Source organism: Kribbella sp. (assembly GCF_035687465.1).
GTDB lineage: Bacteria > Actinomycetota > Actinomycetes > Propionibacteriales > Kribbellaceae > Kribbella.
This window is the reverse complement of record NZ_DASRXP010000549.1, coordinates 12,877-29,532: the sequence shown is the minus strand read 5'-3', so window position 1 is coordinate 29,532 and position 16,656 is coordinate 12,877. Positions and strand designations below refer to the sequence as shown.

General features: G+C 67.4%; 16 protein-coding genes. 9 read left to right on the top strand and 7 right to left on the bottom strand.

Annotated features, from left to right (window positions below; all coding sequences use genetic code 11):
• Positions 1–174, bottom strand: a 174-nt coding sequence (locus VFG33_RS29260; RefSeq protein WP_325056207.1) for a LacI family DNA-binding transcriptional regulator, incomplete at its 3' end; no start/stop codon positions are given.
• Positions 175–352: 178 nt separating this feature from the next.
• Between VFG33_RS29260 and VFG33_RS29255 the strand changes: the two genes are divergently transcribed.
• Positions 353–1,270: a hypothetical protein gene (locus tag VFG33_RS29255; RefSeq protein ID WP_325056206.1), complete on the top strand. Its 918-nt coding sequence runs from the start codon at positions 353–355 to the stop codon at positions 1,268–1,270.
• 25 nt (positions 1,271–1,295) lie between these two features.
• Here VFG33_RS29255 and VFG33_RS29250 read toward each other — a convergent pair whose 3' ends face one another.
• The gene (locus tag VFG33_RS29250; protein WP_325056205.1) at positions 1,296–1,925 is read right to left on the bottom strand and encodes a PadR family transcriptional regulator; all 630 of its coding nucleotides are present in this window, start codon (positions 1,923–1,925) and stop codon (positions 1,296–1,298) included.
• A 52-nt stretch (positions 1,926–1,977) separates the two neighbouring features.
• On the opposite strand from VFG33_RS29250, the gene VFG33_RS29245 reads away from it, so the two are divergent.
• From VFG33_RS29245 to VFG33_RS29210, 8 genes are all read left to right on the top strand, one after another.
• Positions 1,978–2,874: a class I SAM-dependent methyltransferase gene (locus VFG33_RS29245; RefSeq protein WP_325056204.1), complete on the top strand. Its 897-nt coding sequence runs from the start codon at positions 1,978–1,980 to the stop codon at positions 2,872–2,874.
• Entirely contained in the window at positions 2,849–3,208 is a 360-nt protein-coding gene (locus VFG33_RS29240) for a YciI family protein (protein ID WP_325056203.1), read from the top strand. Before VFG33_RS29245 ends, VFG33_RS29240 begins: the two co-directional genes overlap by 26 nt.
• A gap of 269 nt (positions 3,209–3,477) precedes the next feature.
• Complete coding sequence (locus tag VFG33_RS29235; protein WP_325056202.1) at positions 3,478–4,242, top strand: ABC transporter ATP-binding protein; 765 nt, start codon at positions 3,478–3,480, stop codon at positions 4,240–4,242.
• A complete protein-coding gene (locus VFG33_RS29230) occupies positions 4,226–4,927 on the top strand; it encodes an ABC transporter ATP-binding protein (protein WP_325056201.1) in 702 nt (233 codons plus the stop codon). Before VFG33_RS29235 ends, VFG33_RS29230 begins: the two co-directional genes overlap by 17 nt.
• 15 nt (positions 4,928–4,942) lie before the next feature.
• Positions 4,943–6,199 carry an ABC transporter substrate-binding protein gene (locus VFG33_RS29225; protein ID WP_325056200.1) on the top strand — a complete coding sequence of 419 codons (1,257 nt, stop codon included), beginning with the start codon at positions 4,943–4,945 and terminating at the stop codon, positions 6,197–6,199.
• 5 nt (positions 6,200–6,204) lie between these two features.
• On the top strand, positions 6,205–7,068 hold the full coding sequence (locus tag VFG33_RS29220; RefSeq protein WP_325056199.1) for a branched-chain amino acid ABC transporter permease: 864 nt from the start codon (positions 6,205–6,207) through the stop codon (positions 7,066–7,068).
• A complete protein-coding gene (locus tag VFG33_RS29215) occupies positions 7,065–8,132 on the top strand; it encodes a branched-chain amino acid ABC transporter permease (RefSeq protein WP_325056198.1) in 1,068 nt (355 codons plus the stop codon). The genes VFG33_RS29220 and VFG33_RS29215 overlap by 4 nt, the downstream gene beginning before the upstream one ends.
• 1 nt (position 8,133) lies before the next feature.
• On the top strand, positions 8,134–8,853 hold the full coding sequence (locus VFG33_RS29210) for a hypothetical protein (protein WP_325056197.1): 720 nt from the start codon (positions 8,134–8,136) through the stop codon (positions 8,851–8,853).
• A 23-nt stretch (positions 8,854–8,876) separates the two neighbouring features.
• Here VFG33_RS29210 and VFG33_RS29205 read toward each other — a convergent pair whose 3' ends face one another.
• From VFG33_RS29205 to VFG33_RS29185, 5 genes are all read right to left on the bottom strand, one after another.
• A complete protein-coding gene (locus tag VFG33_RS29205; RefSeq protein WP_325056196.1) occupies positions 8,877–10,763 on the bottom strand; it encodes a helix-turn-helix domain-containing protein in 1,887 nt (628 codons plus the stop codon).
• A complete protein-coding gene (locus tag VFG33_RS29200; protein ID WP_325056195.1) occupies positions 10,748–11,506 on the bottom strand; it encodes a 3-hydroxybutyrate dehydrogenase in 759 nt (252 codons plus the stop codon). The genes VFG33_RS29205 and VFG33_RS29200 overlap by 16 nt, the downstream gene beginning before the upstream one ends.
• Before the next feature lie 155 nt (positions 11,507–11,661).
• Positions 11,662–14,811: an ATP-binding protein gene (locus VFG33_RS29195; RefSeq protein WP_325056194.1), complete on the bottom strand. Its 3,150-nt coding sequence runs from the start codon at positions 14,809–14,811 to the stop codon at positions 11,662–11,664.
• Between the two features lie 44 nt (positions 14,812–14,855).
• Positions 14,856–16,046, bottom strand: a complete 1,191-nt coding sequence (locus VFG33_RS29190) for an NAD(P)/FAD-dependent oxidoreductase (RefSeq protein ID WP_325056193.1) — start codon at positions 16,044–16,046, stop codon at positions 14,856–14,858.
• The gene (locus tag VFG33_RS29185) at positions 16,043–16,627 is read right to left on the bottom strand and encodes an OsmC family protein (protein WP_325056192.1); all 585 of its coding nucleotides are present in this window, start codon (positions 16,625–16,627) and stop codon (positions 16,043–16,045) included. The genes VFG33_RS29190 and VFG33_RS29185 overlap by 4 nt, the downstream gene beginning before the upstream one ends.
• Between the last annotated feature and the right edge of the window lie 29 nt (positions 16,628–16,656).

The window sequence follows — 16,656 nt, the reverse complement described above, 5'->3', positions numbered from 1 at the left end:
GCGAGCAACACTGCTCGGCGAGTAGCCGAGCTCCCCTGCGGCCCGGCGTACCCGATCCCTGGTGGCATCCGTGATCCGCTTCCCCGGCACGTCGTTCAGAACATGCGACACCGTCGTCACTGACACCCCAGCCCGCGCCGCCACATCCTTGATCGACACCTTCACCTGCGACATCACTTTGCCCAATCGTTTTTCCAACTCGTGGCCATTACTGTCCATCCGACACCGGGACGTGTCAAGACCTCATGCCCAATCGTTTTTCCACCGCCGCCGACGCTCGGATCGTGACCATCAGACTCTGGCCCGGCGCCCGCATCCGAGGTGCAATGAAGATCAGGCACAGGAGACAGAAATGACGCAGACCGGCCCAGACCAGGACCCGCTGCGACACGCGACCTGGCGACGGCGCGCCGCGATCATCGCCGCCGCAGCCGCGATCTTCACCCTGGCCGGTCTACTCTCCGCCCTCGCCGCCATGCTCCTCGGCGGCACCTCAGACTCAGGCCAACTCGCCGTTCCCCTGCCCTCAGCCGCAGGGCCATCAGCCAGTACTTCGCCAACCCGGCCACCGGCGACCCCAACGCCGTCTCCAACGCCGTCCCCAACCCGCAACACCCCAGCACCCACGCGGTCACCAACCCCAACCGCCTCGGAGCCCGTCAGGCAATTCAAGTACCAACCGCTCTGGCCGTTCACCTCAGAAGCCGATGCCGCCGCGTGGCAACGCACCTACCGCAACGGCGGCCAACAACCGTGGCACCTGGACGCCGACCAGACCGCCCTCTCCTTCACCACCGGCTACCTCGGCCTCACCGAGATCAACAAAGTCGTAAGAAGCTCAATCCGCGGCGACGACGCCCAGGTCTCCGTCGGCTACCTGGCCGACGACAAACTCAGCGTCTCTGCCGTCCTCCACTTGGTGCGCATCGGCCAGGGCACGGATGCGCCATGGGAGGTCGTCGGCACCACAGACTCCACGTTCACCCTGGACCGACCCCGGTACGCCGGAACCGTCACCTCACCACTAACCGTCAGCGGCCTGATCTCCGGCGTCGACGAGTCGATCCGCGTCGAAGTCCGCCAGCCATCCTCAGACCAGCCGATCGGAACGCGCTGCTGCGTCCCCGCCGGCGGCGACCGCCAGCCCTGGACGACGGAGGTGACCTTCAAGGGCGCGACCGCCCCCGCCCTGACGATCATCGCCTCGACCGGCGGCCACGTGCAGTCCGTCGAACGCTTCGCCATCACCGCCGTCCGCCCCAGCAACTGATCAGCTGCCGTTCGCCCAGTCGGCATCATCGGTCGGGGTCGCGTTCTGCGAGCCGTTTCATGAAGGTCAGGTCCGGTTCGGCCCGGCTGGGATCGTCGGGCCAGGCTTCGATGGTCGTGGTCGCCCAGTCGGCCCACTTGCTGACCATGTCGGCGAAGTCGGTGTGGAACTGTCCAACAACGCTGAGTACGGCGGCCCGGTCAGGGAAGGGGCCGGTCCCGGCGAGGTAGGCGCGAGCGACGGCGATGTTCTGCGCATTGCGGTCGTGCGCCCAGTCCTTGATCGTGGCGACCGCCGTGAGGGCGTCGGTCTTGCTGCCCTGGTCGGAGAAGAAGACCTTGAGGAGTTGCTCGAACTCGAGGACGGGTCCCTCTCCGGGTGTGCCGAGCCATTCGCGAAGTGCTCGCCGGCCGGCCGGGGTGATCGTGTAGACGGTGCGGGGACGACGCCCGACGGCCTCCTCGGCGGCGACCGCCAGGCCGTGGACCACGAGCTTCTTCGGCTCGTTGAACAGGTTGCTGCGGGCGCGTGGCCACAGCGGGCGCAGGCTGCGGTCCAGGTGTTTGGCGAGCTCGTAAGTCGACCACGGGCGGATCGCCAACATCCCGAGCATGGCGAAAGAGGTCGTGTTCAGTTCGTCTGCGCGTCTTGTCATATAGTCCTCCAAGGACCAATATAGTCCTCGAAGGACTATAGCGAGGTGCACAGTGAGCGCAGAGATCGCGGTGAAGGTGGACCCGGGCAACACGGAACAAGCGAGGGCCTGGGACGGGAACGAGGGGGCGTACTGGGCGGACAATGCCGAGTACTTCGACCGAAGCATCGCCGGCTACGACGTCGCCTTCATGGCCGCCGCCGACGTCTCGGAGCACGATCACGTGCTCGACATCGGGTGCGGGACCGGGAAGACGACCCGTGACGCCGCACGCGCGGCGAGTTCGGGCTCGGCCCTCGGGGTCGACTTGTCCTCCCACATGATCGCCTATGCCGGCCAAGTCTCCGCTAGGGAAGGCCCGCCCAACGCGAGCTTCGAGCAGGCCGACGCACAGGTCCACCCGTTCATTGCCGAGGTGTTCGACGTGGCCATCAGCCGCACCGGCGCCATGTTCTTCGGCGACCCGGTCGCCGCCTTCACCAACATCGCACGAGCCGTTCGTCGAGGCGGCCGCCTCGCACTGCTCACCTGGCAGGCACCCGAAGCGAACGAATGGATCCGCGCATTCTCCACAGCCATGGCTGCCGGACGCGACCTCCGCACCCCACCACCGGATGCGCCCGGCCCGTTCTCACTCGCGGACCCCGAGCGGGTCCAGACCGTCCTCGGCGCCTCAGGATTCACCGACATTCAGCTCGAACCTCACAGCGAGGCGATGTGGTTCGGAGCGGACGCAGACGACGCGCAGCGGTTCGTGCTTGGTCTACTCGGCTGGATGCTCGAGGGCCTCGACGACGAAGGAATGCGGCGCGCTCTCGACAACCTGACAGCCACCCTCACCGCCCACGACACCGGCCACGGGGTCCTCTACGGGTCTGCTGCCTGGACCATCCGGGCAACTCGACCAGGAAAGAGAGACTCCAATGACCCTGTACGCCGTCACCCGTGAAGCCGGTCCGGGCTGGACCGAAGGAAAGGGTGCCTTCGACCAGCCGGCGGTGAACGATCACGCCGGCTTCATGAACACGCTCGCAGTCGAGGGCTTCGTACTGTTCGCCGGCCCGCTCGCAGGCAGCGAGCGCGACCGCATCCGGGTGCTTCTGATCGCGGACGCCCCCAGCGAAGCCGAGATCTACCGGCGCCTCGCGGACGACCCCTGGGAACGCGCCCAACGACTGGCGACCACGAACATCGAGCCCTGGACCCTTCTCGTCGGCGCCGAGCGCCTGGTCAACCATTCTCGAGCCGAGTCCGCGCGAACAACTCCAGCGCCCGTTCAGTGACGACATCCCCCGGTCGTTGACGGCCGCGGACGAGAGTTGGTCCTCGACCGCCCGACGTCGATGGAGTTCGTCGGAGACACCGCCTACGTCGTATCGGTCGCCGGCAAGGTCTACAAAGTCTCCAACCTCTAAGCCTCGATCCACCGATGAGCCGGGGCCGCGAGGCCCCGGCCTGACGGCCAACTCTGTGTGCCCGCCACATCACTGCGGCGGGCACTGTGTCTGCGCTCGACATACCTCCTGGTCCGTGACAGACCTAGGTTCCACCCATGGCTGCGAGTAACCCGTCCGTCATCGAGACCACGGGACTGACCAAGAGCTTCCGCGGCTTCACCGCTGTGGACCACGTCGACCTCACCGTGTCCGAGGGCGATGTCCATGCACTGGTCGGACCGAACGGCGCCGGCAAGACCACGCTGTTCAACCTGCTGACCGGCTTCATCAAGCCGAGCGCCGGCCAGATCACTCTCGCCGGCCGCGACATCACCGGATCGTCACCGGAACGCATCGCGCAACTAGGCGTGGCTCGCTCGTTCCAGATCACCAGCCTGTTCGAGCAGCTCACCCTGCAGCAGCACGTCGAGTTGGCTCTGCTCGGAACCACCAAGCTGGGTTACAGATTCTGGGTATCCGACCGGGTGCTGACCAGATTCCGCGACCGCGCCGGCGAACTGCTCGACCAGGTCGGCCTTGCCAGGCAGCGAAGCGTCCCGGCCGGAACGCTTGCCTACGGCCAGAAACGGGCGCTCGAGTTGGCCCTCGCCTTGGCCCTCGATCCCACCGTGCTCCTACTGGACGAGCCGACCGCCGGCATGGGTCTGGAGGACGTCGAGCGGACGGTCGAGCTGATCCGACGAGTGCGGGCTGGCCGGACCGTAGTACTGGTCGAGCACAACATGAGCGTCGTCGCCGGGCTGGCCGATCGAGTCACGGTGCTCCAGTTCGGACGGATCCTGGTCGAGGGCACGTACGACGAAGTACGGAATGACGCCCGGGTCATCGAGGCCTACCTGGGCGGTGAGTCCGCTGCTTAGCGTCGAGCGCGTTTCCGCCTCGTACGGCGAAGCGGAGGTACTGCGGGACGTCTCGCTCGAGGTCGCCACCGGCGAGGTGGTCACGCTCGTCGGGCGGAACGGCGCGGGCAAGACCACGTTGCTCCGCTGTCTGATGGGGCTGCACCGCCCAACCGCCGGCCGGATCACGCTGGACGGCACCGACATCATCGGCCTCCCCGCACACCGCCGCGCACGCCGCGGTTTGGGACTGGTGCCCGACGACCGCGGCGTCTTCGCGAGCCTCACCGTCGAGGAGAACCTCAAACTGCCACCGACGGTCAGCAAGGAAGCCTGGCCGCTGGACCGGGTGTACGAGTCCTTCCCGGTTCTCAAGGAGCGCCGCAAGTTTCCCGGCACGAAGCTCTCCGGAGGCGAGCAACAGATGCTTGCCATCGCCCGAGTACTGCGAATGGGCGCCCGGCTGCTGCTCTGCGACGAACCGACTGAAGGACTGTCACCGGTGCTGGTGAGGCAGATCGGCGACATCCTGCGCGACGTCAAGGCATCCGGCGTGACTGTGTTGCTGGTCGAGCAGAACATCCGGTTCGCGTCGACCGTTGCCGACCGCCACTACCTGCTCGCCCAAGGCCGGGTCGCGCAGACGTTGGACAACGCCGAGGTCCGTGAGCGCGAGCACGAGCTGCTCGAGCACCTCGGTATCTAGCCAAGGAGAACTCTGATGCGACGACGAAACCTCATCCCAGCGATCTCGACCGTGGCGGTCGTGTCGCTCGTGGCAGCATGCGGCGGCGCGGGTGGCCCGTCCGGTGGCGGCGGAAAGATCAGCGACGACAAGATCGTGCTCGGGGTCCTGAACGACCAGACCGGCATCTACGCCGAACTGTCCGGCCCGAACGGGGTCAAGGCGGTGGAGATGGCCGTCGAGGACTTCAAGGCCAAGCACGGCGACGACGCGGTCAGCAAGAACATCGAGGTGGTCGTCGCCGACCACCAGAACAAGCCGGAGATCGCGAACACCAAGGCCCAGGAGATGTACGACCGCCAGAAGGCCGACATCATCCTCGACGTACCGACCTCGTCTGCTGCCCTGGCCGTCGCCACTCAGGCGAAGGCGAAGAAGAAGCTGTTCATCGACATCTCCGGGGCCACCACCGCGCTGACCGGTGAAAGCTGCAACAAGTACACCTTCCACTACGCCTATGACACCTACATGCTTGCCAACGGCACCGGTACTGCGGTCACCCAGGCGGGCGCGAAGAACTGGTACATCGTCTACCCCGACTACGCGTTCGGGCAGGACATGGAGAAGAGCTTCTCCAAGGCGATCGAGACGGCCGGCGGCAAGGTGCTCGCGAAGAAGCCGACCGAGTTCCCGAACACCAGTGGCGACTTCAGCTCCCAGTTGCTGCAGGCCCCTGCTTCGAACCCCGATGTGCTGGGCACGATGCATGCCGGTGGCGAGCTGGTGAACCTGGTCAAGCAGTACAACCAGTTCAAGCTCAAGGACAAGGGGGTCGGACTGTCGGTCGGCCTCATGTTCATCACCGACATCCACTCGCTCGGTTCGGATGCGTTGGCCGGCACCCGGTTCACCGACGCGTGGTACTGGAACTTCGACGAGCAGAACCGCCAGTGGGCCGACAAGTTCAAGGAGAAGACCGGCTCGCGGCCCTCCTTCGCCCATGCCGGCAACTACTCGGCGACGATGGCCTACCTCGACGCGGTTCAGGCTGCCGGTACGGACGCGTCCGACGATGTCGTGAAGAACCTGGAAGGCAAGGAGATCAACGACTTCTTCCTGCGCAACGGCAAGATCCGGGCCGAGGACCACCGCGTCATCCACGACGCCTACCTCGCCGAGGTCAAGCCGAAGAGCGAGGTCAAGGAGGACTACGACTACGAGAAGATCGTGACGACCATTCCGGCGGACAAGGCCTTCAAGCCGGTGTCCGAGAGCACCTGCAAGATGGGCTGAGCGCCGTGCTCCAACACGCCTTCAACGGCCTCGTCAACGGCAGCTTCTACGCATTGCTCGCATTAGGGCTGGCGGTCATCTTCGGGATGCTCGGAGTGGTCAACTTCGCCCACGCCGCGTTCTACATGCTCGGTGCGTTCGGCGCGTTCATCCTGCTCAGCGAGTTCGGGGTCAGCTTCTGGGTCGCGCTGCTGGTGATGCCGTTGCTGCTCGGCTTGTTTGGGATGGCGTTGGAGCGGTTGCTCATCAGACGGCTGGTCGCTCTGGATCCGCTCTACAACTTCCTGCTGACGTTCGGCCTGACGTTGATCTTCCAGGACCTGCTGCGGATGAAGTACGGCGTACAGCCTCAGCAGTATCCGCAACCGTCGGGACTTGGCGGGTCGGTCGACCTCGGGCTGTTCACCTTCCCGGCGTACCAGGTGTTCGTGCTGGTGTTCTCGGTGCTCGTCTCGCTGGGCGCGTGGTTGCTGTTGGCCCGGACCAGGATCGGCATGATCGTCCGGGCCTCGACCGAGCGGCCGGACATCACTCGGGCTCTCGGGATTGACGTCGGCCGGTGGATCTCGCCGGTGTTCGGGTTCGGCATCGCCCTGGCCGCGTTGTCCGGAGTCCTTGCGGCTCCCATGCGGGCGGTGTCTCCGTTGATGGGTGCTGACCTGATCATCCTGGTGTTCGCGGTCGTCGTGATCGGCGGCCTCGGCTCGATCTTCGGCTCGGTTGCCGCCGGCTTCATCATCGGGATGCTGCAGGCGCTCGGCAACGTGTATCTGCCGGGGCTGGCGACGACGTTGGTGTTCATCCTGATGGCGGTCGTGCTGCTATGGCGGCCCGCCGGACTCTTCGGCCGCGAGGAGGCTTCGGTATGACGGCGCTCGCTCTGCGCAAACTGGCCGCTCTGCCGCGCCTCATCCGGTTTACTTTGCTCGCGGTAGGACTCGTGGTGGCTCTTGCGCTGCCGTGGTTCGTTTATCCGCCGGTGGCGATGGACATTGTGGCTTGGGCGTTGTTCGCCGTCGCATTGGACTTGCTGCTCGGATACACCGGTCTGTTGTCTTTTGGGCATGCGGCGTTCTGGGGCAGCGCGGCGTACACGGCTGGCACTATCGCGATCGAGACCGGCGCGCCCTTTCCGATCGCGGTGCTCGGGGCCGCGGTCGTCGCGATGGTGCTCGCTGTGCCGATTGCGCTGCTCGCAGTACGGCGTACCGGCATCTACTTCGCGATGGTGACGCTCGCGTTCGCGCAGATGGTGTACTTCGTCGCCAACCAATGGAGTTCAGTCACCGGCGGGGAGAACGGCCTGCAGGGTATCCCTCGGAACTTGTTCGGGCTCGACCTGTCGGATCCGTTCTACTTCTACTACGCCGGATTGCCGATCGCGCTTCTTGGATTGTTGATCGCTTGGCGAGTGGTGCATTCGCCGTTCGGGCGGGTGTTGGTGGCGATCCGCGAAAACCCGGCTCGGTCTCGCTCGCTCGGGTATCCGGTCGACCGGTACAAGGTGATGATCTTCGTCATCTCCGCTGGGCTGTCGGGGCTCGCGGGTGGTCTTTATGCGATCAGCCACGGGTTCGCGTCACTGCAGGAGGTGTACTGGACGACCTCCGGCAAGGTCGTGATCATGACGGTGCTCGGCGGTATCGGCACGTTGTGGGGCAGTGTCATCGGTGCTGGTCTGATCGTCCAGTTGGAGGACTACCTGGCGACCTCCGGCATCCATCTCGGTCCCGTTCACATCACCGGCCCGGGTCTTATCACGGGACTCATCTTCGTGATCGTGGTGCTGGTGTTCCGCCGGGGTGTCTGGGGAACCATCGCTCACCTGCTGCATCGAGGTGGTGGGCCGGGCGTGCCGGATGCCGAACCGCATCTCAGCGGCACTCCGTCGGCGGCGGTCGAGCAGGAGCCGGCCGCGGTACCGAAGCCGTGAGATGAACACTCCCCCACACCTCGACGCAGGTCGGATCTACCGGCTGGCACCGCTCGACGAGGTGGTCCACGAGCTGCGAAAGACGTTCACTGATGGCGCGCCTCGGCAATCTGTTGCCCTCAGCAATGGAGGGCCGTACGTCCTTTTAGGTCACGACGGAAGTGCTGCCGTCGCGACACTGGATCGCGCCGCGCTGACGGCACGCCGTACGCCGGCTGTCTCGGCACTCGCCACCGATGCGCTGGCGCGTCACGACGTACGGCGGCTTGCTGTGTTCGGGACTGGCGTCCAGGCGCGCGAGCACGTCCGCGCGATGCGCTGGGTCCGGCCGTCTCTGGAGGTGGTCGAGATCGTGGGACGCGAAGCGGCCTCAACCGAGCGCTTTGTGGCAATGCTGCGCGGAGAGGGCCACCCCGCCGTGGCTTCGAGCGCTGCCGACGCATCCAGTGCCGACCTAATCTGCACCTGTACTTCGAGCCCGGCGCCGGTGTTGATCGATGGTGCGGTGCTGCCCGGTGCGCACCTCAACGTCGTCGGGTCGCGCTGCGAAGTAGGCGATGAATTGCTGGACCGAGCGCGGGTCGTTGACGACCTGGTCGCGCTGGCTCGCGGCTCATTGACCCGGTCCGGGGCAGAGGAGATCACTGCCTTCCTGTCTGTCGCCGACGGGGACCTCGTGGTCGCGACCTTGGCCGCCCGAAACGCCGGCCTCATCGCCTAGTCGCTCTCGGAGCTCTGGGAGCTCTAGGAACGGATCAGTCGGTGCAGTCTCAGGGCGAGCTGGATCTCCAGCGCCTGCTCGGCCTGCTGCCAGTCCGCGCCGAGCAACTGCGTCACCCGGTCCAGCCGCTGCGCCACCGTGTTGACGTGGACATGCAGGTCGTCCTTCGCGCGACTCAGATTGCCCCCGTTGGCGAAGTACGTCTCCAGCGTCTGGATGAGCCCGGTGCCGCGGCGTTCGTCGTACTCCAAAACCGGCCCCAGCACCTGGGTAACGAACCCTTCGACCCCGCGCGCCTCACCAAGCAGCACCCCCATGAACCCGAGCTCGTGGCTACTCGTCCCATCCCCTTCCCGCCCAAGCGCGATCAGCGCATCCAGGCAGCGGACGGACTCGGCGTAAGCCTTCGGAACACACTCGGGCCCCGTCCCCGGACCCGCAGCCCCGACGGTCACCGGCTGACCGATGGCAACCGCCAACTCCTTGGCTAGCCTCCGCGCGGCCGCTCCCGGATCCTCACCAGGCAGCAGCAGTACTGCGCGGTCCTGGTGAATCCCAGCGATCCCATCACTCAACGAGGCCAGGTGACTCGCGGCAAACGCCAGCCGATGCAGGCGATCGTGATCCGTCTGCGCAACAACAATCGCGAACTCCGCATCAAGGTCGAACCCGACCTGCCGCGCCCGCTCTCGATGCCCGTCGCCGGCCCGCTCGCCGTTCGTGACGAGATCGGAGATCAGCTCACCGCGGATCCGGTTCTCAGTCTCAGTCGCTGTCCGCTTCATCAACTGCAGCAACGCGGTCACCAATGCGGCTCGCTCCAGTACCCGTTGATCTGCGCCTTCCAGATCGGCGCGACCTCGCAGTACAAGAGCTCCGAACGCGTCCGACCCGGCGACGACAGCGGCAAACCAAATCCCGTCACGACAGACTGCTCTGCCCTCAGCCCGAGACTCCGCGACTGCCTCTAGCCACGCCTTGGGTGCGTCTTTGGGCTGACTCGCTCCGATGAGGGCGACACACCGACCATCAGCGTCCAACACCTTGAGCCGGCCGCCAAGCACCTCCGTCACCGCTTTGGCGACCTCATCAATCCCGCCGCCCCTCAACGCCAGGTCAGCAAACCGATCATGCGCCTCGGCCGCCCGCTCCACAGCTTGGCTGTGCCGCCGCACCAACGTGTTAGCCGCATCAAGCTCCCGTACTGCGGCTCGCGCTTCCTCAAGCAGGCGGGCACTATCAATGCTTATCGCAGCGTGTGCCGCGAGGGAGCACAGCAACGAGATCTCGTCTCTTGCGAACGGACGCTTGCTCCGATCAGCAGCGAACAGCACCCCAAGAACCTGCGGACCAAGCAACAGCGGCACTCCGAGAATCGCCACCAGCCCTTCGTCAGCAACAGCGCTGTCGACACCCTTCACATGGTCGAACCGCTCATCGGCGGCATAATCCTCGGTGGCATAAGGCGTCGACGTATCAGCGACCAACCCGCCCAGCCCAGCCCCCATCTCCAGGCGGACCTTCTGAAAGCTCCCCGCAACCACACCGGCTGTAGCCCGCATGTACGTATCGCCACGCTCCGGATCGATCAACGTCAAGTAGGCAACGTCCGTATGGAGCAACGTCCGCGCCCGCCGCACGATCGCGTTGAGCACAGCATCAACAGCCTGCAACCCGGCAAGGTCGCCCGCTGTCTCGAACAACGCCTCCAACTCAATCTCGCGACGCCGGCGATGCTCCAATGCTCTCCGCACCCGAAGCGCGATGAGTTTGGCCTGCTCAAGCGCCTCGATCTCCTGCTTGCCGGCTCCCCCCGCAACGGCAGCACGAAGCGGCTCGTCGAAGTCCTCCGCCGGCGCATCGCGAGCTAGCAAGTTGAGAAAGGCGCTTTCGTTCAGCGAGCCGTCCACCCTCCATCCATCACGAAGGAGGACCCGGTCACCATGTCGGCGTACGGACTGCACAGGTAAGCGACAAGCTCAGCCACGTGCTCCGGCTCGATGAGCTGCTTGACCGCCATCGGCGCCAACATGATCTCCTCAAGCACCTGCTCAGGCTCGATCCCATGCGCCTCCGCCTGCTGAGCAACCTGCTTCTCCACCAGCGGCGTCCTCACGTACGCCGGATTGACGCAGTTGGAAGTGACCCCGTGCTCAGCCCCCTCCAGTGCGATCACCTTCGACAACCCCTCGAGCCCATGCTTGGCCGCCACGTAGGCACTCTTGTACGGCGAAGCCCGTACCCCGTGGACCGACGAGATATTCACAACCCGCCCCCACCCACCGGCATACATCCCCGGCAAGACCTGCCGAGCCAGTCGAAAGGGCGCCTCAACCATGACCCGCAGCATGAGCGAGAACTGCTCCGGAGGGAAGTCCTCAACCCGACTCACATGCTGCATCCCGGCGTTATTAACCAAGACATCACACCGCAGCTCAAGCGCGTCAACGGCCTCCAGATCCCCGAGATCCACGACCTCAGCCCGTCCCCCGACCTGCTCCGCAACCCTCTTAGCCCCCGGCCCGTCCTGATCAACCACAACCACCTCGGCCCCGGCCCCGGCCAACCTCACCGCACAGGCGGCCCCAATCCCACTAGCCCCACCGGTAACAGCGACCACTCGCCCGACCAGCCCGCGCCCGTCATTCCCCATCCCCCGAAACTAGGCACCGGGACCTCTCACCAACACGTGCACGGCACACATGCCCGTGTATTCACCAATGTCTCCTCTGGACATACGACCCTCTGGCCCGTGCGGTGATCAGCAGGTTCCAACCGTTTCCTTCCGGATCCGGGAAAGCCATGTAGTCAGGCGAGGCAGCGGTCGGCGTCGAGCGGCTGGCCTGCGGCGGTGAAGAGCTCAGCGGCCTCGAGCAGCCGACGGCGCGCGGCGTCGCGGTCGCCTTCGGCGCTGTCCAGGTGCGCACGGGCCTCGGCGATCGCCGCCTGCCAGGCGGTGCCCTTCCACAGCGCGGCGGACCGCTCGGCGGCAGCGAGGTGCCGGCGAGCGTCGTCGAGATCGCCGGCGTCGGCGCAGGCCGTCGCGGCAGGCACCGCGAGCATGATGGAGCAGAAGGTGCAGGAGTCTTCCTGGCCGAGGGCGGCCACGGCCTGGTCCACGACGGCGCGGGCGCTGTCCACGTCCGGCGCGGCCCGGATCATCGTCCCGTACACGCGCTGCATCAGGTGCAGCGCGATCGACGACCAGCGGGCCAGCGGTAGCGCTCGGTGCAACAGCCGCGTCGCCTCGGCACGGTCCCCTTGGGCGAGGCGCACTTCGGCGAGCCGCTGCAGGCTGTGGGCCTCCCCTGCGATGGAGCCGATGTCGTGGTGAAGTTGCGTGGCCTCGGTGAGTTCGGACTCGGCGAGGGCCAGGTCTCCGGAGAGCAAGGCTGCCTCGCCGCGCAAGGCGGTGGCGAACGCGACAGCCCGCAGTACGCCGGATCGACGCGCCGACTCGCGCAGGGTGGCGCCTAGCGCCAGGACCTCCGCGTACGGCGTGGGTCCGTACAGCAGGAACTCCGCCACACACAGGTGGCTGTCGAACATCGACCGCGCGAGGTCCGGCCGTTGCGCACCGGCGCGTAGCTCGACGGCGAGCCGGCCGAACCACTCCCCGCGCAGGTGCGCGACCAGACCCTGCAGTGAAATCAGGTCGTACATCCGCCAATCGCCGGGGTCGGCCACCCCGATCCGGCGGCGCGCCTCGTCCGCGGCCGCTGCGGCCGCCTGCAGATCGCCGGTCAGATAGGCCAGGATCCCGCGCTGGAGTAGCAGCGCGGCGTCGTCGGCGGATCCGTCCGGCTCCAGGCCGTCGAGCGCCTCGGCCGCGGTCGCGTAATCGCCCGCGAAGGTGGCGGCCCGAGCCAGGCGTGGCAGCAAGCGCCGCCGTCCGGCGGCATCGTCTGTGGCGCTCAGCGCCTCCCGGTAAGCGAGCACCGCACCGGCATCCCCTGTTGCCAACAGCATGTCCGCGCGCAGAGCGAGCAGCGGCCCGCGCTCCGGGGCACGGACTTCCTGGCGCACCATGTCGATCATGACGAGCGCATCGCGGTACGCCCCGATGGCCGCGTCAGTGCGGGCGGCCTGCAGCAGGAACGGTGCGGCAGCACCGACTTCACCGGCCTGCAGCAGTTGGTGGCCGATCCGTGCTGGGGACGCGCCGAGACCGCGCAGCGCCTCCGCGGCCTGACGATGGAGCGGCAGCAGCCGGTGCGGCGGCAGCCCCTCCAGCAGCGCGTCGCGCACCAGCGAGTGCCGGAAGCGGTAGCCGGCGCCCGTCCGCTCGACCGCGCCGGCGGCGAGCGCGTCGTCGAGCAGCTTGTAGGCCGGAGCCTCGCCGACGCCCGACAGAGCGACGTACTCATCGGTGTCGAACGAGCCACCCAGCACAGCAACTCTGGTCAGAGCCGCGGTCGCGTCACCGCCGAGGCCGCGGAGTACCAGCGCGCCCATCGGACCCGCGCGGTCGTCGGCCGCCCCGGCCGTGCGGGCCAGTTCCACAGCCGCGAAGGGGTTGCCGCCGGCAAGCTTCACCACCCGCTCGAGCAGCACCTGATCCTCGCCGACAGCTCGGCCGGCCAACCGGCGGATATCCTCGTCAGCCAACGGGCCAAGGTCCAACGGCACCGACGTACCGCGGCCGATCAAGCTGCGGCGCATCGCGTCCATCGCCGGACGCAGCGGCCAGGGGCGGTGCGCGACCACGATCACGATCCGCTCGCCGACCGCGGTGCGGGACAGATAGTGCAGCAGGCGCAGGCTGGCCTCGTCGGCGTCATGGGCGTCGTCGACAACGAGTACGGCGCCACCGCCGGAGGACGCGAGTCGCAGCAGCTCAGCGGCACTGACGAACAGGCGCTGATGACGGCTCTCACCCGTCCAGTCCGGAGAGGAGCCGCGCAGAGCCCTCTCGATCTCGACGCGGTACTCGTCGGCCAATCCGTCGAGCAGGGCCGGGTGGCGACGGCACAGATCCGCGAGCGCCTCGAGCGCCGGCGCGAATGGCCAGGCGCCCTCGATGGCGGCGGCTGTGCCGAAGCCCACGCGCAGCCCGCGCTCTTCGGCCCGCCGGTCAAGCCACCGCAGTACGGCGGTCTTGCCGATGCCCGCAGGGCCGGATACGAACAGCGTCCGACCCTGGCCGTTGCTCGCAGCAATGATTAGACGGTCGATCTGGTCGAGCTCGGGATCGCGGCCGATCGGCGGCCGCCGGCCGTCCGGTCGCGGCGCGTCGAGCGCGCGCAGCTCGGCACGAAGCGAGACGACCGCCGGGCTCGGAGTGACGCCCAGCTCGCCACGAAGGGCTCGCTCCAGTCGCTCCAACTGTCGCAGCGCCCCGCGCCGGTCGCCGCTGTCGGCAAGCTTTCGCGCCAGAGCCAAGCTGGCGTCCTCGTCGGCCGGGTCGGCACGGGCCAGATCCTCCCACCTGCCGGCACGGCGAAGTACGTCCTGGTGCAGCTGGCGCAAGCGATCCCGTGGACCTTCCAGCCAAGTCTCGTACGGGTCCTCGGGCAGCAGGTCGCCAGCCCACAGGTCTGCCGCGGCGGCGGCCGCGCTGTCTCTAGCGTCTGTGTTGCCGGGTCCCTCCGAGTTGGCGGGTTCGTCCGGGGCCGCGAGGGCTTGCTGGGCGCGCCGCTCGAACACCTCGGCGTCGACGACCACCTCAGCGTCGGGGAACAGGGACACGAGGTCCCCGGCCAGGACCAGCGCGCGTGGATCGCCCAGCGAGCGTCGGGCGTAGTACGCGGCTTTGTGCAGCCGTGGCGCGGCGTCGTCGATCCCGGCGCCGGGCCACAACGCGTCGATGACCTGCTCGCGATGCATCGCCCGGCGTGGGGCGAGCGCGAGGAGTTTGACCAGCGCCGCCGCCTGGCGGCGGCGCCACTCCTCGGCGGGAACGGCCCGCCCGTCGACCCGGACGGCGAAGCCGTCCAACAGTTCGATCTCGACGCGCATCGCTTTCTCCCATCCGCGAGTTTAGTCCTGCCCGCCCTGGTCGGTCAGGCGGTGCGGGTGGCCGCCAGGTCGAAGCCGCGAATCGCCTCGACCTCGTCCGCCATCACCGAGGACAGCCCGTGCAGCAACCGGCGGGCCTCGGCGAGGTCCCACTCGTGGGATGCGAGGCGATCGACGATCGGCTGCATCGGCAGGGCCATGCGATCTCGCTGGGCCTGGTAGTCGACCAGCGCGATCCCCTCGGCACGCTCCGATGCCGACCCAGCGACGATCGCGATGGCGAGCAACTCCGCGTCGCGCAGCGCGTCGGTGATCCCGTGAGTCGAGAGCGGGTCCACCCAGCAGCCGGCGTCTCCGACCAGCGCCCAGCCTGGTCCGTACGGACGACGCAGCCGCGCCGGCATCCCGCGGAAGAACCGCACCGACCCGTACGGCGGCGCCGCCGTACGCTCGGCGAGCCCTTCATCGAGCCGCGCCAGCAGCCCGCGGTGCGCGGCGACAGGACCGTGGTCGCGCATCGCGCTGGCAAGCACATCCTGTGGGCCGCCCACGAAAACGCAAGCGAGGCCGTCGTTCGTAGGGATGACCCCGGCGGACAACGCGTCGCCGTAGTACCAGTGATAGCCATCCACGTCCGCGGCCGGCCAGTACCCATAGACGTACGCCCCAGCCCGGGAGCCCGACGCAATAGTCGGTGCGGCCACCCGACCCGCCACCACAGAACCGCGTCCGTCGGCGCCGACAACCTGCCGCGCGCGCTCTGTCCAGGTAGCCCCGTCATGGTCGCGTAGGACAACACCAACGACGCGGCCCGCGCTGTCACGGGCCAAGTCGGTGACGGCCAGTCCGAAGCGGAACCGCGCGCCGGCCTCCTCTGCGGCGTCGACGAGTAGGGCGTCCAGGACGGTACGCCGCGGCGCGTACAGGGCATCAACACCGGCATACGGTTTCAGCGAGATCGGCATGGACTCCGCACCGTAGTGGAACGTTGCCCGGCGTACCGGCGGCGTGCCTGTCGCCACTATGCGGTCCAGTAAGCCCCAGCGCCGCAGTTGCAGGACGCCGCCGCGCATGAGTGCGTGAGTCGACACGGTGTCCGAGCCGCGGCGAGCACGGTCCACGACCAACACCCGCAGGCCGCTGCGGGCGAGCAACAGCGCGGTCGAGGCTCCGGCGACGCGTCCGCCGACGACGATGGCGTCCCAACCCGCGCCGGCCCGGCTCCGCGGATTCACGATGGCTTCGCTGGGGTACTGACATCGATCTGGACATCGGTGCCGTTGATGAGCACGTCGTACACCGCGGAGCGGTTGCGGGACTGCTGCACGAGCGCCGCCAGCTCCTCGGCTGACGCGTCGCCCTCGATGTCGAAGTGCACACGGATCTGCCGGTAGCCGTTGCGGACCCAATCGGACAGACCGAAGACTCCGAGCAGGTCGATGTCGCCCTCGACAGTCGAGGAAACCCGCCGCAGTGTGATCCCCCGGGCGGCGGCGATGTTTGCGAGGCCCGCGGTGAGACAGGTGGCGATGGCATGAAGCAGGAACTCCACCGGTGTCGGTGCCTGGTTCGACCCGACGAGGACAGCGGGATGGTCAGCGTCGTACGTGAACGGGTCGGTGCGCGACGTGTCCTCCTGTCCTGCGCCGAAGAAGCCCTGGATGACGGAGCGGCTGTGGGTGCCGCTGATCCATTCGTTGCGCGCCCGGAACTGGAACTGGGCGATCTCCGGTGCCCCCTTCACCGCGTCGAGAGTGGCGAACAGCGTCGGGACGTCGACGCCGTTGAGTGGAGGCCGTTGAACCGTTGCGGTCATGGCAGTACTCCGTTCGGTTGATGGACCAT